20 protein-coding genes and 2 pseudogenes are annotated in these 19,826 nt (G+C 67.8%); 8 read left to right on the top strand and 14 right to left on the bottom strand.

Features of this window, described 5'->3' with window-relative positions; translation table 11 throughout:
- Positions 1–5: 5 nt before the first annotated feature.
- From MKK84_RS26360 to MKK84_RS26385, 6 genes are all read right to left on the bottom strand, one after another.
- Positions 6–458, bottom strand: coding sequence for a hypothetical protein (locus MKK84_RS26360; RefSeq protein WP_056250404.1), 453 nt, complete (start codon positions 456–458; stop codon positions 6–8).
- 54 nt (positions 459–512) lie between these two features.
- Positions 513–1,007 (bottom strand): hypothetical protein, encoded by a 495-nt coding sequence (locus MKK84_RS26365; RefSeq protein ID WP_147842678.1) that lies wholly within the window; start codon positions 1,005–1,007, stop codon positions 513–515.
- Between the two features lie 65 nt (positions 1,008–1,072).
- Entirely contained in the window at positions 1,073–1,951 is an 879-nt protein-coding gene (locus tag MKK84_RS26370; RefSeq protein WP_147842679.1) for a hypothetical protein, read from the bottom strand.
- Positions 1,951–2,454, bottom strand: a complete 504-nt coding sequence (locus MKK84_RS26375) for a hypothetical protein (RefSeq protein ID WP_147842680.1) — start codon at positions 2,452–2,454, stop codon at positions 1,951–1,953. Before MKK84_RS26375 ends, MKK84_RS26370 begins: the two co-directional genes overlap by 1 nt.
- Positions 2,455–2,459: 5 nt before the next feature.
- Complete coding sequence (locus MKK84_RS26380) at positions 2,460–2,618, bottom strand: hypothetical protein (protein WP_187274963.1); 159 nt, start codon at positions 2,616–2,618, stop codon at positions 2,460–2,462.
- Positions 2,619–2,626: 8 nt separating this feature from the next.
- Positions 2,627–3,145, bottom strand: a complete 519-nt coding sequence (locus MKK84_RS26385; protein ID WP_243924974.1) for a GcrA family cell cycle regulator — start codon at positions 3,143–3,145, stop codon at positions 2,627–2,629.
- A gap of 125 nt (positions 3,146–3,270) precedes the next feature.
- Here MKK84_RS26385 and MKK84_RS26390 point away from each other — a divergent pair, with 125 nt between their 5' ends.
- On the top strand, positions 3,271–4,149 hold the full coding sequence (locus tag MKK84_RS26390) for a hypothetical protein (RefSeq protein ID WP_147842682.1): 879 nt from the start codon (positions 3,271–3,273) through the stop codon (positions 4,147–4,149).
- A 56-nt stretch (positions 4,150–4,205) separates the two neighbouring features.
- On the top strand, positions 4,206–4,892 hold the full coding sequence (locus MKK84_RS26395) for a hypothetical protein (protein WP_147842683.1): 687 nt from the start codon (positions 4,206–4,208) through the stop codon (positions 4,890–4,892).
- Between the two features lie 75 nt (positions 4,893–4,967).
- Here MKK84_RS26395 and MKK84_RS26400 read toward each other — a convergent pair whose 3' ends face one another.
- Positions 4,968–5,303, bottom strand: a complete 336-nt coding sequence (locus tag MKK84_RS26400) for a hypothetical protein (RefSeq protein WP_056250418.1) — start codon at positions 5,301–5,303, stop codon at positions 4,968–4,970.
- Between the two features lie 308 nt (positions 5,304–5,611).
- Between MKK84_RS26400 and MKK84_RS26405 the strand changes: the two genes are divergently transcribed.
- Positions 5,612–5,947 (top strand): hypothetical protein, encoded by a 336-nt coding sequence (locus MKK84_RS26405; protein WP_056250420.1) that lies wholly within the window; start codon positions 5,612–5,614, stop codon positions 5,945–5,947.
- A gap of 107 nt (positions 5,948–6,054) precedes the next feature.
- On the opposite strand, the gene MKK84_RS26410 is transcribed toward MKK84_RS26405, so the two are convergent.
- Positions 6,055–6,300: a hypothetical protein gene (locus MKK84_RS26410; protein WP_147840812.1), complete on the bottom strand. Its 246-nt coding sequence runs from the start codon at positions 6,298–6,300 to the stop codon at positions 6,055–6,057.
- A 187-nt stretch (positions 6,301–6,487) separates the two neighbouring features.
- On the opposite strand from MKK84_RS26410, the pseudogene MKK84_RS26415 reads away from it, so the two are divergent.
- Positions 6,488–7,558: pseudogene (locus MKK84_RS26415) on the top strand (IS630 family transposase).
- 245 nt (positions 7,559–7,803) lie between these two features.
- Positions 7,804–10,410 carry an AAA family ATPase gene (locus tag MKK84_RS26420; RefSeq protein ID WP_147840813.1) on the top strand — a complete coding sequence of 869 codons (2,607 nt, stop codon included), beginning with the start codon at positions 7,804–7,806 and terminating at the stop codon, positions 10,408–10,410.
- 229 nt (positions 10,411–10,639) lie between these two features.
- On the opposite strand, the pseudogene MKK84_RS36015 reads toward MKK84_RS26420, so the two are convergent.
- The 5 genes and pseudogenes from MKK84_RS36015 to MKK84_RS26440 all read right to left on the bottom strand — a co-directional run bounded on the left by MKK84_RS36015 (position 10,640) and on the right by MKK84_RS26440 (position 13,636).
- Positions 10,640–11,049 (bottom strand): annotated as a pseudogene (locus tag MKK84_RS36015) (SDR family oxidoreductase).
- A gap of 96 nt (positions 11,050–11,145) precedes the next feature.
- Complete coding sequence (locus MKK84_RS26425) at positions 11,146–11,859, bottom strand: hypothetical protein (protein WP_147840815.1); 714 nt, start codon at positions 11,857–11,859, stop codon at positions 11,146–11,148.
- 198 nt (positions 11,860–12,057) lie between these two features.
- Positions 12,058–12,723: a hypothetical protein gene (locus MKK84_RS26430; RefSeq protein WP_147840816.1), complete on the bottom strand. Its 666-nt coding sequence runs from the start codon at positions 12,721–12,723 to the stop codon at positions 12,058–12,060.
- Positions 12,720–13,322, bottom strand: a complete 603-nt coding sequence (locus MKK84_RS26435; RefSeq protein WP_147840817.1) for a type II TA system antitoxin MqsA family protein — start codon at positions 13,320–13,322, stop codon at positions 12,720–12,722. Before MKK84_RS26435 ends, MKK84_RS26430 begins: the two co-directional genes overlap by 4 nt.
- Entirely contained in the window at positions 13,319–13,636 is a 318-nt protein-coding gene (locus tag MKK84_RS26440) for a type II toxin-antitoxin system MqsR family toxin (RefSeq protein ID WP_187275328.1), read from the bottom strand. Before MKK84_RS26440 ends, MKK84_RS26435 begins: the two co-directional genes overlap by 4 nt.
- A 387-nt stretch (positions 13,637–14,023) precedes the next feature.
- On the opposite strand from MKK84_RS26440, the gene MKK84_RS26445 reads away from it, so the two are divergent.
- The 3 genes from MKK84_RS26445 to MKK84_RS26455 all read left to right on the top strand — a co-directional run bounded on the left by MKK84_RS26445 (position 14,024) and on the right by MKK84_RS26455 (position 19,126).
- On the top strand, positions 14,024–14,422 hold the full coding sequence (locus tag MKK84_RS26445; protein ID WP_243924975.1) for a hypothetical protein: 399 nt from the start codon (positions 14,024–14,026) through the stop codon (positions 14,420–14,422).
- Positions 14,423–14,561: 139 nt separating this feature from the next.
- A complete protein-coding gene (locus MKK84_RS26450; RefSeq protein ID WP_147840819.1) occupies positions 14,562–15,869 on the top strand; it encodes an efflux RND transporter periplasmic adaptor subunit in 1,308 nt (435 codons plus the stop codon).
- Between the two features lie 11 nt (positions 15,870–15,880).
- Entirely contained in the window at positions 15,881–19,126 is a 3,246-nt protein-coding gene (locus tag MKK84_RS26455; RefSeq protein WP_147840820.1) for an efflux RND transporter permease subunit, read from the top strand.
- A 222-nt stretch (positions 19,127–19,348) separates the two neighbouring features.
- Here the strand turns inward: MKK84_RS26455 and MKK84_RS26460 are convergent, their stop codons facing one another.
- Entirely contained in the window at positions 19,349–19,750 is a 402-nt protein-coding gene (locus tag MKK84_RS26460; RefSeq protein WP_147840821.1) for a MerR family transcriptional regulator, read from the bottom strand.
- Positions 19,751–19,826 lie beyond the last annotated feature (76 nt).

A 19,826-nucleotide genomic window follows, 5' to 3' on the forward strand; every position in this document is an offset into this window, starting at 1 on the left:
TCGGGCTAGGCGCCCTTGCTCCGCGATGTGGAGCGCGAGCTCCTCTTGAGCCGCGCCGCGAGCTGCAAGGCCGTGTCGTGTTCTGCGCTTGTAGCGCTCGCCATCGATGAAGTCTGCGATTGCCCAGACCTGTCGCTTCCGGTCGAAGACAAGGCGGGAGGGTTGCTTGGGGCGAGCCACGTATTTCTCCAGTCGAGCAGGTATTGGCGGGTCGTGTAGATCGCGTGTCCGGGCTGCATCGATTTCAGTCGATGAGGATCCGGGGCACGCGTCGCGGCCCGCAGCTGCGCGGTGGAGAAGGTCGGGAAGCCTAGGGCGTCCGCTAGCTCGGGGGCCCACGCGGCGACGTCGAGCGACATCAGCGTGTCCGTACCGGCCATGGAGGCCTCGTCGCGGGCGCCGTCCGAGAAGTCGAACGGGCCGGCGTGAAGGACGAATGTGGGCTTCGAATTGAGCATGGTGCGATTCTGAATCGAGGGGGCTTCGACTGCAACGGCAAATAGAGGCCGCGGTTAACACGGCGGGGGATGGTTACTGGGACATGCTCGAAGTCCCAGCGTTTCGGCCGTCCGCGTGTAGGTCCGGTTCGGGCGGTACCGGCGGTAGATCTGCCGCATCGCGTCATCGACGGCCTCGGCGCTATCGTCCTCGAGGAGCTCCGCCGACGCATCGCCGTCGTCGGATTCCGAAAACCGAAAGACGATGTACTGCCGCCCCAAGGTCGGCCGCCATCCGAAATGGGCCGGGCACGCGTCCGGGTCCCGCCGGCGGAAGAGCAGGAGCCGCCCCTCCTCGACGCCGAGGATCTCCCCCAGGAACTCGTCCTCCGGATCGCGGGAGAGGTGGGAGTCCCCGTCATCCCTCGCCGTGAACGGCGGACTGGCCGTCACCAGATACCCATGCTTGATCACGCAGCGATCGAGGCTGTGGGCCTCGGTGATGCTCATGTCGAACGTGATCGACAGGGGAGCGGACGGGGTCGGGGCGGGCTTCTTCTTGGTGGCCATGGTCAGGTGTCCTTGTGTTCGGTGGAACGCGCAGCCTTGGCGCGTGCCCGGGAGGATCCGGCGCCTCACCACGCGAGGCTACCGAGGGCATCGGCATCGTCGGAGGGGGGCGGTTTGGGCCCCGCCGCCTCGACCGCGGCCACCCGGCGGCGGATCACCCGGAGCCAGTGCAAGCACGTCGCGACGTCGAACCCGGCGTGGCGGTGGTGCGCCGCGAGCGTCGGGACCGCCGCGTCGACCCGCGCCGTGCGGAACTCGGGCGGCAACGCGCCGATCCTGACGAGGGCGTGCCCCACGAGGGCGTCCGGATCGAGCACCAGCAGCTTGCGCAGAAGGGGCTCAACAGCGGCGTCGAGTTCCAAGTACGACCGGGCAACCCGCCCGCGTGGCCGCGCCGACCTCAGCGCCGCCGCGACCGCCTCCGCTTCGCGCACCTCGGCCTCGTACGCGTGCCGCGCGGCCTGCTGGACCGGCGGGAGCCCGCGGACCTGGATGTAGTGGGTCCGCCCGTCGTCGTCGCGGAACTTGATCCACGTCTGCTCGTGTGTCAGCAGGCGCCACATGCGCTGCCCCTCGGGCCCCGTCTCGGCCGCCAGCATGTCGACACGCAGGCCGTAGCGGACGATGACCCCCGCATCGCGCCAGGGCGTCTCCGGGTCGCGGGGGATCACGAGGGCCCGACGTCCCTCCCTGATCCTGGGGAGGTCCTCCACGATCCGATCGATGCCGAGCACGTCCACCGGCTCGCCGTCCCCGTAGACCCCGTAGAGCCAGAGGACGTCCTCGCAGACGGCGACCATCTGAGCGTAGGCACCGGCCTCGCCCAGCGGCGTACCTGCCTCAAGGCCCTCGTCGAACGCCCCCTCGTAGCGCCTCGTCCGGAGCTCCTCGATCTGGCGCACCAGCTCGTCGAGACCGGAACCGGTCAGGATCCCGCCCGCCATCAGATGACCTCCCCGACACAGGCGTTCTCGACGCGCGTCCACGCGCCGTCGACGTAGTGGAAGGCGCGCCTGTCCTCGCCCTCGGGATCCCACCCACGCACGTGGGGCTCGGGGCCCCCGTCCACTCTCAGGACGACGACGCCCCCATCGAACAGGCGCACGCGCGTGACCAGGACCTCGCCGTCCCGGCGCACCGAGAGAACCGCCGAGACGAACGTCGGCACGTCGGCCGGCAGGCTCCTCGCGATCGCGGCCTCGACGATGGCTACGTCGCGGGGCCGCCGGCGCCCGACGCCCGCGTCGTCGATGAGGGCCGTCAGGCGGGCGCACGGCGGCAGGGGGGCCGCCTCCCGGATCAGGGGGACCGGCGGCGTCCAGTCGGCCGGCCGGGTGAGCTCCTGCAGCGCGATCTGGCGCCACATCGGATCGCGGACCATCGGGCCAGGATCCGGGACGTAATCCCAGAGGGTCATGAACTCGTCGGCGGGGGGCTGCTCGGGCACGGGGATCACTCCGGCTTGGCGAGGTCGGTGAGCAGCGCCTCGACGTGGGCGCGGTGCTCGGCGGCGAGGCGGTCCGGATCGAGGTGCGGGGGCAGCGCCTCGTCCTCGTCGTCCGGCTCCATCACCTGGTGGTTGTGCTGAAGGTCGATGGCACGGTCGCTCATGCGGCTCATCAGGCGGCCTTCCGGAAAGCGGGGACGTAGGCGGCCTCGCGCGACCTCGGCGCGACGGTCCGGTGCGCCGGGCAGTAGGGCGAGCCGAGATCGGCCGGGTGCCCGCAGGCCGTCGGGTCCAGACGGGGATCGCCGGCGATCCAGCGGCAGACCCCGTCTCGGACGTCGAGGATCGAGACGCGGCGGGACTCCGGCAGGAGAACGTCCGATGCGGCCGGGCGGGGCGCGGGCTTCGGCGGGGGCGGCGGCGCCTTAACCACGAGGGCCTTCGGGGCCTTCCGCGGGCCCTCGTGGGGCTTACGTGCAAGGGGGGTCCTGCTGGCCCCGGGGCCCTGGAAGCTGACGTTCTCGCGCCGCATCCGGCCGATGACCGAGCTGTGGCTACGGGCGATGCCCTCGGCGGCGAGCGTGGCCGAGATGGAGCGGGCGGACACGCCGGCGAGCCACAGCGCTTTGACGCGCTCGACCAGGTCGGGCGACCAAGTGTGGGGATGGAGGGGCATGGGGGTACGAGGCACCGGGGGTCTCCTAGCGAACGCAGATCAACATGCAGCCAATGCACCAGCTTTGTCAACAAGACTATTGGCCGGGCTTATTTCGGAGCATAATCTTGCGTTAACCATTTCCCCTGTGGACACGCCCCATGCCCCGGTTGACCGCTCCCCCGCTCGATTTCGACGGCTTCCCTTGGCGCCACGTCGGCGAGCGCCTCCGCTACGGCCACGCCATGGCGCTCTTCGTCATGGACGAGGCCCCGCAGACCTTCTCGGACGCCTACCGAGCCGAGCGCGGCTTGATGGTCGCGGCGGTCTTCTCCTGGACGGACCGCGCCGGCACCCCGAACCTGCTGCCGTGCTGGTGGGGGATCTCGGCCGAGGACGTGGACGTCCCGGCGCTCAGGGCGGCGGCCGACGCCGCAATCGCTAAGGCCCGCGCCGCCCGTGACGAGGCCAACGCTCGGGCCGAGGAACGCCGGCTCGCCGCGCAGGCTCGCGTCGACGAGATGGCGGGACCGATTCGCGAGCGGCTTCAGGCGCTCGTCGGGGCGGCACCCTGGCAGTTCGGCCGGTCCCTGACGGAGGCGGCCGAGACCGCGCACCGGGCCGAATGGGGGCCCTACGATCTTGAGCGTGCGGAGCGCTGGCTGTCCAACGCCGAGGCCAACCGCGTCCGCGCGGAGCAGAGGATCGGGCGCCCGGCGATGCCGCACTTCTACGCCCGGTCAGAGGACCCGGCGGTGCGCGCTGCGACCCTGGAGGGGCTGCGCTACCTCGCCTCCCTCGACGAGGACTGGGCCGCCATCCAGAACGGCGAGGGTTTCAGCCAGACCACGACCTGGAGCGGTCACGTCCTCGCCGAGCGCGAGGTCCTCGACCGGGGCGAGGCCGCCCACGGGCTCGCGCTGATCTATCAGCACAGGCTGCAGCTGCCCGACGAGCTCTGCGAGCGCGCCCTCGGCGAGGCCCCGGTGCGCCGAGGCCGGCGCCGCCTCCCAGCTGGCGACTTGCTAGCCCCGGCCTGACGATACCCTCGCCCCTGTCTCTCCGTCTCCCTCAGTTCAACTTAGGCAGTCCCGCAATGATCGACCTCAAGAAAATCCTGGCCTTCATCGCCGCTCTCATCGCCGCCATTTTTGGCGACGCCCGCGAGGCCGCCGTGTCCCTGTACGGGGACGTGAAGCGCGTCGCCGGCGTCGCGAAGGCCGCGGTCGACCGCACCGCTACCGCCGTCGGAGCCGGCCTGGAGGGCCCGGCTCGGGGGCTGGATCTCACGGCTTCCGGGATCGGCGGTGTCCTCGGGGCCCTGCTGCCCCGTCCGGCCGTCCACGCGTCCGACGTCGCCGAGGTCGCCCTGGCCAACGACAACCGCGCCGCGGCCGGCCCGCGCCCGGTCGCGCTTGGCCTCGGAGAGCTCGTTATCGCGCACAACCGAGCCGCGATGGACCCGACTGGCCGCTCCGGCAGGGATCTCGCCCCGCTCCCGCGGGACGTCGCATCCTGGCTCGCCGGCCTCGACACTGGCGCCCGGTGCAATCTGGCATTCGTGCCCGCGTTCCGCGTCGAGCAGCATCTCCGCGCCGAGTCCCTCTCGGAGATCCATGGGGGCCTGCCCCTGATGCCGTCCCTTCAGGCGCGCCTTGATGCCGAGGCCCCGAAGCCTCGCCCCGGCGAGTACGACGCAGACGACAAGAGGGTCATTGAGGAGGCCTACAGGCTCCTGGAGACCCCCGAGGCCCACGCCCGCGTCGCCGCCTGCCGCATGTGACGTGTCAGCGACCGAACGACGAAGGGCCCGCCGGTCATCCCGGCGGGCCCTTCGCATGTCTGGGGGGGCTTGAGGCTAGACGAGGCCCTGGCGCCGGGCGGCGGCGACGACCGCGCGCTCGGCCCGCTCGGCCCGGGCCTCGGCCGCCGCGGCGCGCTGCAGGGCGGCCCCGAGGAGGAGGCGGAGCTCGGCGGCCTCAGCGGCAAGGGCATCGGCCTCGGCCTCGACCGCGACGGCATCCCGGCGGGCTTGCCCGAGGCGGCCGGCGAGGCGCGAGACGGCGTGCCGGTCCGTGTCCTGCCGAGCGCGCAGGCCGTCGAAGGCACCCTGGATCGCGGAGTGCCCGAGAGCCAGGCCCTGGCCAACGCGGATGCTGCTGTCGATCGCGAAGCTGCGGGTCTGGTGCGACATGGGCGTCTCTCCTGGCGGGGCGGATCTCACCGCCCAATTCGCGCCTGGGCGGGACTCCCCGTCAACCCGGTGCCACGTGGATCCACATGGGATGGTGAACACCCCGTTTCCGGGGGGGCTGCAGCATGCGTCCTGAACGGATCGCGATTTCGCTCTTGATGAATCGCCGATCATGCAGACTGAAACGCCCAAAAATATGCTGAGGAAATGCTGAGCTCAGCACGACGTGCGCACGAGGGAGTGCCGAGCGAGTGCCGATGCCGTGACATGTCATGGTGCCTTGCACCTCGTCACGGCATCCTACGCCCATGACCGCACCCCGCACCTCATCCTCGGCCGCCCGTGCACGCGAGGCAAACCGCGCCGTCAAGGCGGCCTCCCGCGCCCGGGCGGCGGAGGCGGGCGCGCCCGACCCGGCGACGCTCGACCGCGCGATCGCTGACGGGCTGGCGGTCGTCATCGCAGGCGCGCCCAAGGGGTACCGCCTCGCGAGCCCGATCGACGCGGGAAGGGTTCTGCTGGCGGCGGCCGCCGCGCTCAAGGCCCGCACGGAACGGGCCATCGCGGCCGGAAAGCCGGCGGTCGTCTACCGGCGCGAGGCCGTCGCGACCGCCCTCGCGGCCCGCCTCGGACTGGATCCCTGAGGTCCGGGAGTTCGCAATTCCCGCGTTACACCGGATAGGAGTAACGGGGGGAGGAGATGGCCTGGTCGAAAACACTCGACTGACGCGACGCCCCTTCGGAGGGGTTCTCAGCCCTTGGAGCGCGGCTTCAGCGTCACTTCGAGATCGCAGCCCATCGCGTCGGCCACGGAGCAGAGCCGGGCCCAATGCCAGCCCGCCAGGTGCCCTGCCCTGAGCTCCGTCCGGACGTGGCTGTCCTTCATCCCCTCGGGGTAGCTGAGGCGGCAAGGCTTGGCGGATGGGGCGGCCGGCTTCACCCGCTCGCAGAAGGCCTCGATGGTGCCGGCGTGGGAGACTGCGATCTGCTGGGCCACCCCGTCGCGGGCCCGATCGGCGATCGCCGCGCCCCGGGCGGCGTCGTAGCGCTCGATGATGCGGTCGCTCCGGATGCCGAGGAGGCGGTCAGTGGCTAAATGGCCCGGGCGGCTTGGGCGCGGGCGACCTAGTGCACTGACGCGATCAGAGGATTCACGTGGTGGGTGACGTGTGCGAGTCTGTGCGATGGCTCAGACCGTTTGCGTGCTCCTCGATGACACCGCCCAGTCACAGCTGACCGAGATCGCCGGGGATCGATCACGGCCCCTCAAACACATCCTGCGGGCCCGTATCGTTCTGCTCTCGGCCGAGCGTCTCAACGTACAGGACGTGGCCCGGCAGGCCGGTGTCAGTCGGCCCGCCGTCTGACGCTGGCAGCAGCGCTTTGCTGAGGAGGGCGTCGAAGGCTTGCTGCGCGACAGGACCCGCCCGCCAGGCATCCCACCCCATCCGACCCGAACGGTGGCCAAGGTGCTGGCGCTGACCTGCTCGGAGCCCCCCGGCGAGGTGACCCACTGGACCGGGCGCGCCGTCGCCCAGCAGACCGGGATCTCGTTGCGCTCCGTGCAGCGGATCTGGCAGGCGCATCGCCTGCAACCGCATCGGGTTCGCACCTTCAAACGATCCCACGATCCGGCCTTTGCCGAGAAGGTCGAGGATGTGGTCGGCCTCTACATGGATCCGCCCGCCCATGCGGTCGTGCTCTCCATCGACGAGAAGAGCCAGATCCAGGCCCTGGAGCGCACCCGTCCCGACCAGCCGCTCGGACCAGGGCATCCCGCCGCCCAGACCCATGACTACAGCCGTCACGGCACCACAACCCTGTTCGCCGCCTTGAACGTCTTGGAGGGCACCGTGCTCGGCCGCTGCATGCAGCGCCATCGCCATGGCGAGTTCATCCGCTTCCTGAACGCGGTCGAGGCCGCCGTGCCGGCGGGCAAGGTGATCCACGCGGTGCTCGACAACTACGGCAGCCACAAGCACCCGAAGGTCCGCGCCTGGCTCGCCCGCCATCCGCGATGGACTTTCCACTTCACCCCGACATAGGCCTCATGGCTCAACGCCGTCGAGGGCTTCTTCTCCGCCCTCACACGCCGCCGGTTGCGACGCGGGACCTTCACCGGACTCGTCGACCTGCAGGCGGCCATCAAACGCTACATCGTCGAGCACAACCAAAGGCCCAGACCCTTCGTCTGGACCAAACCCGCCGCTGCCATCTTCGACGCTCTCAACCGAACCCTTGAACCATCCGTCTGAGTCAGTGCACTAGTCGACGGAGCTTGAGTAGCATGGCGCTCCACCAAGAAGGCCATTGACGCTCTATTGCCACGCAAGAAGATAGAGATGCGCTTGAGCCACGGGAACTTCTCCAACAAAGTGGACAAGGCCTACAGGCGGCGTCCCGAGGACTGACGGGTCGGAGCCAGCGACGCCGCCGGCGCCCCTTACGGATCCGAGGGTTCTGCTGCTAAGCTCGAACCCGTGCGGGGGAACGAGTCTCGATGGCGGCGACGGGTTCGGTCTTCGAGATCATCCTGCAATGGTCGAGGAATAAGCCTGACTGGCAGCGGGACGCCCTACGTCGCATAGTGGCCAAGCGCACCCTCGACGCCGACGATCACCAAGAGCTTGCACTGCTCTGCAAGAGGGGATGTGGCTTTCCCGGTATCGAGGTGACACCGTCGCCCTTGGGCGCCGAGCATGTTCCGTCCATGGCCACCGCCGGTGAGAAGGTAGCGCTGACCTCGATCAGGGATGTCATGGGCGTCAATCGGCTCGCTCCCGGCCAGGAACTCTCGTTTGAACCCGATGGAATTACGATCGTCTACGGCGACAACGGGGTAGGAAAATCCGGGTATGCCCGCATCCTGAAGCGGGCGTGCCGGGCACGTTCCCCCGGCGAGATCCTGCCGAATGCCTTCGGCGGCGGTGCCGATGCGGGATCCGCCACGATCGGATGCGTCGTATCGGGCGATCCGATCGCGCCGCTGGCCTGGACCGACGCGGGCTCTCCCCACGCCATCCTTTCCAGCGTCAGCGTCTTCGACCGCGAATGCGGAATGGTCCATGTGCGCGAGAGGAACGAGGTCGCGTTCCGTCCGTTCGGGCTCGACATCCCCGATGAGCTCGCCGGTGTCTGCCAAGCGATCCGCACGGCGCTGACGGCGGAACAGGGGGCGCTTGAGCAGGCGCGGGATTCGGCGTTCACGGAACCCGCGTTCGGGTCTGGGACCCGGGTCGGGCGGCTTCTCGGCGCGCTCGCTCCGGGTACCGACCTCGGACCCCTGGAAAAGCTGTCGAACCTGTCAGCGGAGGAGCGCGCAAGGCTTCGCCGGCTTGAGGAGGACCTGGCCCGCGACCTGGTCCGGGCCTCAGGGGAGCAGCGCGAGCTGGCCCGGGCCGTACGCCGCCTCTCCGAGGAGCTTGATAGGGTCTTCGGGGCGGTGTCGGATGCGGAGCTCGCGCAGCTTGCGGCGCTCGCCGGGACCGCCCGCTCCAAACGCTCCGCCGCCTCGCTCGCGGCCGAACGCGCCTTCGGCGGAAGCGCCCTGAAGGGGGTCGGGGAGGCGACCTGGCGAGCCCTATGGGACGCGGCGCGGCATTACTCGGAGCATGTCGCCTACGAGGGGCACGACTTCCCGCGGACGGACGCGGAAGCGGTCTGCGTGCTCTGCCACCAGCCGATCTCCGAAGGGACCGGGGATCTGAAGCTGACCTTTGAGGAGTTTGTGAAGGCCGACAGCGAGCGCGAGGCGCGGAAGGCCGAGGTCGCCTACGAGGAAGCCCTGGGGAAGCTGTCGGGTCTGTCGCTGCGGATGTCCGGGTTTCCGCTGCGCCGCCAGCTGTCGGTGACCCATCCAGATGTCGCCGCCGCGATCCTGCGCGGGCTGGCGACCGTCCGGCTTCGGCGATGGATCTGCACGCGGGCACTCGCCGACCGCGGGGCGGGTCCAATGCCCGTGGTTGCGGCCGGCATCATCGGCACGCTGACGACTCTTGCGGATGATACGCAGGCCTATGCCAAGGAGCTTCTGACGGCGGTCGATCCCGCCGGTCGGGTACGGCTGGTTGCGGAACGGGACGAGTTGCGTGACCGCGCACTCTTGGAGGCACTGCTGCCGAAGGCGAGGATCGAGGTGGCACGGCTGAGCGAGCTGGCGGGTTTGAAGGACTGCCTGTCCGAGATGGCGACGAATGCCATCACGACGCTCGGCAACACGATCGCCGACAAGGTCATCACGCCGAAGGTCCGCGATCGCTTTCAGGAAGAAATCCAGAAGCTGGCCGCCCACAGGGTGAGGGTCGACATCGTCCGTTCGGGCGGCAGGTACGGCTCCCCGCAGTACCAGGTCCGGCTGTTCGCCAACGAGAGGGCGAAGGTCGGCGAGATCCTGAGCGAGGGCGAGCAGACCTGCGTGGCCCTGGCCGCCTTCCTGACCGAGCTCGCTACCGCGGCTCATGGATCGACGCTGGTCTTCGACGATCCGGTCTCCTCGCTGGACCATCGGTGGCGGCGCAAGGTCGCCGAGCGGCTGGTCGAGGAAGGGGGCGTCCGGCAGATTATCGTCTTCACGCATGACCTCGTCTTCCTGAACGACCTGCATGCGCTGTCAATCGACGGCAGGATCCCGGTCTCCCTGATCTCGCTCACCCACACCTCTGCCGGCGCGGGCGTCGTGAACCAGGGACTGCCCTGGATCGGGGCTAAGGTCCGGGAGCGCCTCGACGCTCTTGAGAAGGACGCACGGGCGGCCAAGGTCCTCTACGACGACAATCGGGATGATGAGTACGGGGCTGCGGCCTCCCACTTCTTCAGCAGGTTACGAAGCACGTGGGAACGGGCCCTTGAGGAGGTGGCCTTCAACTGCGTCATCCAAAGGCACCGCGACTACATCAGCACCAAGGACCTGAGAAAGGTGGCGAGCCTGACCGTTGCCAACGTCGAGGATTTCGCCGCCGGCTTCAAACGGTGCTGCGATCAGACGGAAGCCCACGATCCATCTCCCGGGCGGAACGCTGCTCCCCTGCGCCCAGACGAACTGCTCAAGGCCGTCGGGGACCTGAGGGCCTGGGTGGACCAGCTTCGTGAGCAGCAAAAGGGCGTTTGACGGCCTTCTGTCATCGTCGCCTACCGCAGTAGGTGCCGCGGCCACCTGGTTGAGATCGACGGCGCCCTCCGCCGCGGCAGCCTGGCCCTGCTAGCCCCCGACACCATGCAAGGCCCCTTTCTAATGATCGCCGAGCGGATCCCCGACGCGCTGACCACCTCGACCTTCGAGCGGGATGCCGACCGGAACATCGCAGGCCGCGACGAGCCCTGATGCGCCTTAACGGTTTTCACCTATCAATCGGATTTGGAGGTACGGGCCCCGGCCTACCGCCGATAGGCATCGTGCCAGGAGTGGTCGTCCCACCATCGACGAGAAGGGTGTCGCCGACGATGTAGTCGGACAGGTCGCAGGCTAGGAACGCGATGGCTGAGGCGATGTCCTCGACCCGTCCGATGCGACCATACGGGATCTGCGACACCGCACTGCGCAGATTTTTACCCTGCATCTGGCCCGCGTTAATGCCGGTCCTCACGGCGCCGGGTCGATGGCGTTCACGCGCAACCCGCGCGGGGCGAATTCCTGGGCGAGGGTGCACATCAGCGTCGTCGTGCCGCCCTTCGAGGCCGCGTAATTAACGTGATCGCCCCACGGGATGCAGTCGTGTGACCTGAAGGCTCCCGACGCGATGGGAACCAGCGTCGTCGGCTGACTTCCCGGCTATTGAGCCAGCCCCGGCTTCTGTTCACTTCCGGCCGTTTGTAGTTCGCGCCGATCAGTGTAACAGGCAATTTTTCAAATATCAAAAATCGCCTTTTCATCGTCTATCGAAGGTAACCGGGGGCTCCTAAGCAGTCTCAATCTTTCATGTCTTACATATGCTGCCCTTTCAATTTGTCCTCTTAGTGAACTTTGCATGATTTCACCGGGGACAGTTTCGAGAATATCTGAAATTGTTTGATATTTTATTGGTAAAAACAACCTCTTTTTCAGGACGCTTTTATTGAGAGGTTCCTTCCCCCAATATGTTTTTAAATCACGAATGACAGGCTGGATTTGATCGAGCACGGCTGCTCCGTGTAATCGTGTGAATTCTAAGTGATCCATATCTTGATCGTCATCGTGCATCCGATTTATATCTCTCAAACAACATGCAGGAAATCCGTTTACATACAGATTCGACTCTGGTCTTGACAGACTAAATCTGAGATCAGTTGATATTTCTTGACAGTCAACTATTCCGAATGCGACGGCCTTAACGAGTAGGTCAACATCTTCAGTAAGTCGCTTGGGTCCAATTTTTATGAAAGGTAGCTTCTGTTCTCGCTGATACATACAGGCTTGTACGAAGCCGACAGCATCCAAATCAAAATTATGCCCAGTGAAGATTGCGCGAATTCTGAGTTCGATGTCGGACGGCGCAAGCTGATTTATATCAGCAAATACTCGAGGTTTTTCTATTTCCTCGTGAAATATTTTGTAGAATTCTGCGCTTCCGATACCTATCATGCCATTATTATCTCTCGTTGAGAGTTTCGCGTAGCGAATGCGTGATAATTAGTCCGGGATGGATATGTACAAGTACAATACAATCCGATGAGATAGATCGCGTGACAACGCTTATAGCTTCTTAGATGCGCTTTCATCAAAACCCCGTCACCAAGGTTACAGCAAATCGCCGCGGCACACCGAAACTGATGCCCGGGCTCAGGCCTTGAGCGCCTCGATGCTGTCGAGGAGGTCTGGGCCGCCGGTCCGGCGGGCGCTCCACTTGCGGAAGATCGCGAGGACACTGCGATCGGTGATGCCGTGGCGGGCTGGGTTGTTCTCGTCCAGGACGCGCCGGAGCCGGGCGGGGACGTCGCGGTGCCAGAACTTGGTATGGTTCGGGCCGACCTCGCGTCCGAGTTCCTGGTAGGCGCCGTTGCCCGCCCAGCGCAGGCCCTTGGCGCCGAGCAGGGTACCGATCTCGCTGGCGCGGAAGTCGAGCTTCCGGCCGATACTGCCCGCGGTACAGATGTAGACCACTGCGGACTCCGCGGAGACGGTGGGCAGGTCCGGGGCGGCGCTCTCGCCGCCGACGCGGGCGAAGGCCTCCTCCGCCTTGCCGGTCCGGACGCCGTGCATCTCGGTGACGAGGAGCTCGACGCCGCGGGTGAGCCGCTCAATGAGCTCGCCTTGCCGCTGGAGGCGCTCATCCTGTTCCCGGACACGCGCTAGATGCTCACCGCGCTCGGCGCGGAGGATCTCGTTCTGCTCCCGGAACTGTGCCGCGATGGTCTCTCCCACGTCGCGCCGGAAATCCTCCATATCCGCGAGGGGTTTCCTCGGCGGAAGGTGGTGGAGCACGCCCATGGGAGGCTTCTCGCTCATGCGGCGACGGCTTCCGGGTTCGCGTGGTTACCGTGGAAGGCGTCGAAGGCCGCGTCGGCAGCGAGGGCGGCGAAGCGCTCGTGGTCGATCTCGGTGCGCCGCCCGAGGGCGTCGCGCATGACGGCGTGGGCGCGCTTGCGATCGTCAAGCTCGATCTGGGCGAAGACGCCCTCGGCCTCCGGGTTTACGACCCCGGCCGCAAGCATCTCGCGGCGGGCGAGGTAGGGGTCCCGGGCTAGGGCTCGGATGTAGCGGTCGGCGACCTTGCTCTGAGGAACCTTGCCGCGCTCCCAGCGGGTCCAGGTCTTCGGGCCGGTGGAGAGGATCTGTTCCATGTCGGCCTGGCGGAGCTTGTACTTGAGGCGGATGGCGTTGAGCTCGGCGGCGGACAGGAGCCCGTCCATCTCTCGCACGGCGTTGGCGACGGCGAGCTCGTGCTCGGAGATCTGAGAGCCCTGATAGCTGACGTTCCCGCATTCGGCACAGGCCATGCGACGGTCCTGGATGGCGAGGCTCTTCCCCGACCGTTCGACCACGAAGGGCTCGACGCGCTCGCAGACCGCGATCGCCTCGCAGGCTTGGCAGGCCTCCATCGTCATCGATCGATATCCTTCTTGAATGAGGTGACGACCAGGACGTCAGCGCCGGTGACCAGCAGCTTCAGGAACATCCAGTCGGCGCAGTCGTCGACCCAGATCGAGTAGTAGTCCGACACGGTGGTCGGGTGGTGTCTTCGCGTCGGCTCGGACTTGCTGAAGTGCGCCTCGCCCAATTCCGTCTGGATGATCGCCCGCAGGTCGTCCGTGTCGAGCTTACGGGTCCTGAGCTCTTCGAGGACGGGAGAAAAGAACGAACAGGCCTCCTCGTCGGCGGCGAGCGCGCGGACCTTTGCCAGGGGATTGTGCGGCGTCATCCAGCCTCCAAGAGGTAGCACCATGCTACCCGAACTTCAACCGCGGCATTCTGCTGAGGCTGGCGGCCCGGCTCCCTTGGTTGATCCCCGGTAAGCGTGGCCTGGAGGGTTTTACGCATGGGCCGGTGCGCGGTTCCGTCCCTTCGTGGAAGGGGCCGCCCGTGCCTAACCCAGCTCCATCTTCGGCTTGTCGGACGATCGCCAGGACCGGTTCCAAACTAGGTGCGCAGCATGTCCGATGCCCGGTCCCGCTCCTCGCCGACCTGCTCGGGCGGCCGGGAATCGCGACGCTACGGCGACCCCAGACGCAGAGGGGGGCGACGTCTCCGCGGACGCACCCCCGAGCATGTCGGCATTCGGATAGGCGCCCTGGGACGCCCGTCCGGCATGTACGAGCGCCTCCGGATCGTCCATAAGGCAGTCATGAGCGCGGGATTCCCGATCAGGGCCTACGAGGCGTCGCGCGGCTGGTGGGCGACCGCCGTCCGCCTGCTGTCGTTCGTCCTCCTCCTGGCGCTCATGGCGCCCTGTGCGATTTCCTCCGCCGACGCCCATCGCCTTCCTGATCACGCGCCCGCGTTCGCCACGTCCTCGCATAAGGGTGCGCCGGACCAGCCCGACGGGTGCCCGGCCTGCCATGCGACCTGCGGCTGCCATCTGGCCATTGGCATCGAGGCGTCACCCGGGATTCCGATCGCCACCGCCGGACGCCCGTCCTATGCCACGGCCGACGTCACCGTAGCCTCGATCTCCGCCGGTCGCCTTCCAAGGCCCCCTCGCGCCTGAGGCGGCACCGCCACGGCCGTGGCGGATGCAGACCGGACATCCCAGCGGATGCCGGCTCCTTGAGCGAGCTTGACTTGAACCGGACCGTCGACCCAGCCCCAGGCGGTGACCGCGGTCCTATGCGAACGGCCTCCCTTCCATGCGTGCAATCATATCCGTGGCCCTCCTGGCCATAGGCGTCGCCATCGGCGGTGCCGTCCCCCGCGTGTCCGAGACCGTGCGGGGCGCGCTGGCCGCCGCCGGCCTGTCCTCCACCGCGGCCAAGACTCCGGCGACCAACGCGGCCGTGACCGGGGCGCAGGCCACCAAGGTCGACGGCGACCACAAACACGCCGAGGGCGAGGCGCACGGCCACGACGAGGCAAGCGAGGGCAAGATCAAGATGACGGCCGAGCAGGCCGCCGAGCAGGACATCAAGCTGGCGCATGTCGAGGGCGGCATCCTCTCGCGCCATCTCCTGGTGCCCGGCACCATCACCCAGGACGCCGACCGGATCGCCCGGGTGCCTGCGCGGGTCGCCGGGACAGTGGCGGAGATGCGCAAGCGTCTCGGCGAGGACGTCGCCAAGGGCGAGATCGTCGCCGTCCTGGACAGCCGCGAGGTCGCGGATGCCAAGAGCGACTTCCTCACCGCGACGGTCAAGGCGGATCTGGAAAAGACCAACTTCGACCGGCAGCAGGCCCTCTGGGACAAGAGGATCTCGGCGGAATCGGCCTTCCTGAACGCGAAGGCCGCCTACTCCGAGGCGGGCCTGCGGGTCGATCTCTCCCGCCAGAAGCTATCGGCCCTCGGGCTGAACGCGACCGAGGTCGCCGCCGCGGCCAAGAAGGACGAAACCACTCCGAACTTGTCGTCGCTTCGCCGCTTCGAGCTCAGGTCCCCCCTCGCGGGGCGGATCGTGGAGCGCAAGGTCGACGTCGGAACGAAGGTCGGCAGCGAGGGGGACCCGGCCGACGTCTATACCGTGGCCGACCTCTCCTCCCTCTGGATCGAGCTCCCCGTCCCCACCACCGAGCTGTCCAAGGTCCGCGAGGGCGCCAGGGTGACTATCGTCGGGGGCGAGGACGCTCCCCGCCCCGAGGGCAAGGTCGTCTTCGTCAGCCCGATCCTCAACCCGGAGACGCGCTCGGCCCGGGTCATCGTCGCCCTGCCGAACAAGGACATGTCCTGGCGCCCGGGCACCTTCGTCACGACCGAGATCGAGATCGCCCAGGACAAGGTCGCGGTGCGGCTGCCGAAGTCCGCCATCCAGACCATCGGCGGCGAGAAGGTGGTGTTCGTGCGGACCGAGGAGGGCTTCTCGAAGCGAGAGGTGACCCTCGGCAAGGCGGACGACGATGCCTACGAGGTCGTCGCCGGCCTGGAGCCCGGCGACGAGGTCGCGGTGGCCAACTCCTTCGTCCTGAAGGCCGAGCTCGGCAAGGCCGAAGCCGACCACGACCACTGAGGGCGGCCGCCATGATCTCGAAGATCCTCGACTTCTCCGTCCGCCAGCGTTGGCTCGTGGTGCTCCTGTCGCTGCTCGCGGCCGGGTTCGGCGTGTTCTCGCTGACGAAGCTTCCCATCGACGCGGTGCCGGACATCACCAACAACCAGGTGCAGATCAACACCACTGCGCCCTCGCTCTCGCCGAACGACATCGAGCGCATCATCACGTATCAGGTCGAGACCGCGCTCGCAGGCATCAAGGGCCTGGAATACACCCGCTCGCTATCCCGGAACGGGTTCTCCCAGGTCACCGCCGTCTTCTCCGAGGCGACGAACATCTACTTCGCCCGCCAGCAGGTCGCCGAGCGTCTTCAGGAGGCCGAGGCGGCGATGCCGTCCGGGGTCGAGCCGCGCATGGGGCCGATCTCGACGGGCCTGGGCGAGATCTACATGTGGTCGGTGCACTACGCGAAACCTGCTGAGCGCAAGGTCTCGAAGCCCGGCAAACCCGGTTGGCAGCCGGACGGCAGCTACCTCACACCCGAGGGCCAGAGGCTCTCGACGGAGCTCGAACGCACGGCCTACCTGCGCACGGTCCAGGACTGGATCATCCGCCCACAGGTGAGGACCGTCCCGGGCGTGGCCGGCGTCGACGGCATCGGCGGCTTCGAGAAGCAGTACCACGTCCAGCCCGATCCGATGAGGCTGACGGCCCTCGACCTGTCCTTCGCCGACATCGGGCGGGCGCTGGAGGCTAATAACGCCAACCAGGGTGCGCGCTACCTGGAAGACAACGGCGAGGGCTACGTCGTGCGCGCCGCCGGCCGCTTGGAGAGCATGGAGGACATTGGCTCCGTCGTCGTGACCACGCGCGGCGGCGTGCCGGTCCGCATCTCCGACGTCGCCGAGGTGCGGATCGGGCGCGATCTGCGCACCGGGTCAGGCAGCGAGGACGGGCAGGAGGTCGTCATCGGCACCGCCCTGATGCTCATCGGCGAGAACAGCCGCACCGTCGCCGCCGCGGTCGACGCGCGCATGACCGGCATCCGGCGCACGCTCCCGCCCGGCGTCGAGGTCCAGACGGTCCTCAACCGCACGGTCCTGGTCGAGGCCACCATCCGGACGGTCGCCAAGAACCTGGCCGAGGGCGCGGCCCTCGTCGTGGTCATCCTGTTCCTGCTGCTCGGCAACATCCGCGCGGCCATCGTCACGGCCCTCGTCATCCCGGTGGCGATGCTGATGACCATGACGGGCATGGTCCAGGGCCGCATCAGCGCCAACCTGATGAGCCTTGGGGCCCTCGATTTCGGCCTCATCGTCGACGGGGCAGTCATCATCACCGAGAACGCCCTTCGCCATCTCGCCGAACGCCAAGGGGAACTCGGGCGAAAGCTCGACCTGGAGGAGCGCCTCGCCACCGTGCGGGCCTCGGCCGAGGAGATGATCAAGCCCTCCCTCTACGGGCAGGCCATCATCATCCTCGTCTACGTGCCGCTCCTCACCTTCACCGGGGTCGAGGGCAAGATGTTCGAGCCGATGGCGCTCACCGTCATCATCGCCCTGGTCGCGGCCTTCGTCCTGTCGCTCACCTTCGTCCCGGCGATGATCTCCATCGTCATCACCGGCAAGGTCACCGAGACCGACAACCTCTTCGTCCGGGCGATCAAGGCCGCCTACCGCCCAGTCCTCGGGGCCGCCCTGCGCGTGCCCATGCTGTTCGTCGCGGTCGCCCTGGTGTTGCTTGTCGGGGCAGGCATCCTGTTCAGGGGTCTGGGGCAGGAGTTCATCCCGCAGCTCGACGAGAAGAGCATCGCGTTGAACGCCCAGCGCATCCCGTCGACGTCCCTGTCGCAATCGCAGGCGATGCAGCTGAAGGTCGAGCAGGCCATCGGCCGGTTCCCCCAGGTCGCCTACGTCTTCTCGAAGACCGGGACCGCCGAGGTCGCCTCGGACCCGATGCCGCCGAGCTCGTCGGACACCTTCGTCATCCTGAAGCCGCAAGCCGAATGGCCGGACCCGGACCTGTCCAAGGCCGAGTTGCAGGAGAGCATCGAGAAGGCCCTCGGGGCGCTCGCGGGCAACGTCTACGAGTTCTCCCAGCCCATCCAGCTTCGCTTCAACGAGCTGTTGGCCGGCACACGCGGCGACCTCGCCGTGAAGGTCTTCGGCGATGACCTAGGCGCGATGACCGCGGCCGCGAACCAGATCGCCGGCATCCTGCGCGGGGTCGAGGGCGCGGACGACGTGAAGGTCGAGCAGACGGCTGGGCTGCCGTTCCTGGAGATCGGGATCAACAAGGCCGAGGCGGCCCGCCTGGGCCTGAGCACGTCCGCGATCCAGGACGTCATCGGGGCGGCCATCGGGGGCCGCGAGGCGGGCGTCGTCTTCGAGGGCGACCGGCGCTTCCCCATCGTCGTGCGCCTCAACGACAAGGTGCGCGAGGACCGCGAGGCCCTGGAGAACATCCCGGTGCCGTTACCTCCCGGACCGAACGGGCGCGCCGCGTCCGTGCTCCTGAAGCAGGTCGCGAGCTTCTCGGTGACGGAGGGCCCGAACCAGATCTCGCGCGAGAACGGCCGGCGCCGGGTCGTGGTCACCGCCAACGTGCGGGGCCGCGACATCGGCTCGCTCGTGGCCGAGGCGCAGGACAAGGTAACCTCGGGGGTGTCGCTCCCGGCCGGCTACTACGTGACCTGGGGCGGACAGTTCGAGAACCTGGCTTCCGCCCGCCAGCGCCTGATGGTGGTCGTCCCGGTGTGCTTCTTCCTGATCTTCCTGCTGCTGTTCTCGGCCCTGAACTCGGCCCGGGACGCGCTCCTGGTGTTCAGCGCGGTTCCTTTGGCGCTGACCGGGGGCATCGCCGCCCTATGGCTGCGGGGCATGCCGTTCTCGGTGCCCGCGGCCGTCGGCTTCATCGCCCTGTCCGGGGTGGCGGTGCTCAACGGCTTGGTGATGCTGACCTATATCAAGCAGCTCATCGCCGAGGGACGGCCAAGGCGCGAGGCCATCATGGAGGGCGCCATGACCCGGCTCCGTCCAGTGGCGATGACCGCGCTGGTGGCATCCCTCGGGTTCGTACCGATGGCGCTGGCGACCGAGACCGGGGCAGAGATCCAGCGCCCCCTGGCGACGGTAGTCATCGGCGGCCTCATCTCGGCGACCCTTCTGACCCTCGTGGTCCTGCCGGCCCTCTATGCCAGGTTCGCCGGTGCGGTCGCCCCCGAGAGGAAGGATCGGCCCAAGCCGGTCCAACCGCATCTCCGCGCCGCCGAGTAGGAGGGTCGGCATGAGCAAGAAGGTCGCCCGAACCATCGCCGACTGGGGCGGCGGCGGCCCACGTCGCCGACGCCGCGTCAGGCCCCACGTCCGTCGCGCGGCCGGCCGGGCGTTCGCCCTGGCCCTCATCGCCATCCCGGCCTGCGTCTACGTTCTGTACTGCCTCTGCAACATCGGCGGGAGGACGCACTTCCACCTGATGCCGACGGGGCCGATCCATCCTCAGGACGGATCCCCGTGGGGAGACAAAGCCTCGATGATGCGGCAGTCGGCGACGGACCCGCAGCCGCACTGACCGATGACGTCACGCAGCTCATGCGCCAACCGGGTCAGGTCGGCCAGCTTGCGCTCGACCTGCGCCAGGTGGGCGCGGGCGATGGTGTCGACCTCGGCGCAGGACCGGTCGCGGTCGTCGGCCATGGCGAGAAGCTCCCGGATCTGGTCGACCGTGAAGCCGAGGTCCCGTCCCCGCCGGATGAAGCTCAGGCGGCGCAGGTGCTCCGGACCGTAGAGACGGTAGTTGCCCGCCGACCTTTCCGGCGCCGGCAGGAGCTTCATCTTCTCGTACCACCGGACCGTCTCGACGCGGGTGTTCGTCGCCGCGGCCAGGTCGCCGATGGTCATGGGGGGTGCCTGCGCCATGGCCTTGACCCTGTAGTTGCTACAGGGTGCATGTAGGGCCTCAGACCCTTCGGCGCGA

This window comes from Methylobacterium sp. E-065, from assembly GCF_022829605.1.
Classification (GTDB): domain Bacteria; phylum Pseudomonadota; class Alphaproteobacteria; order Rhizobiales; family Beijerinckiaceae; genus Methylobacterium.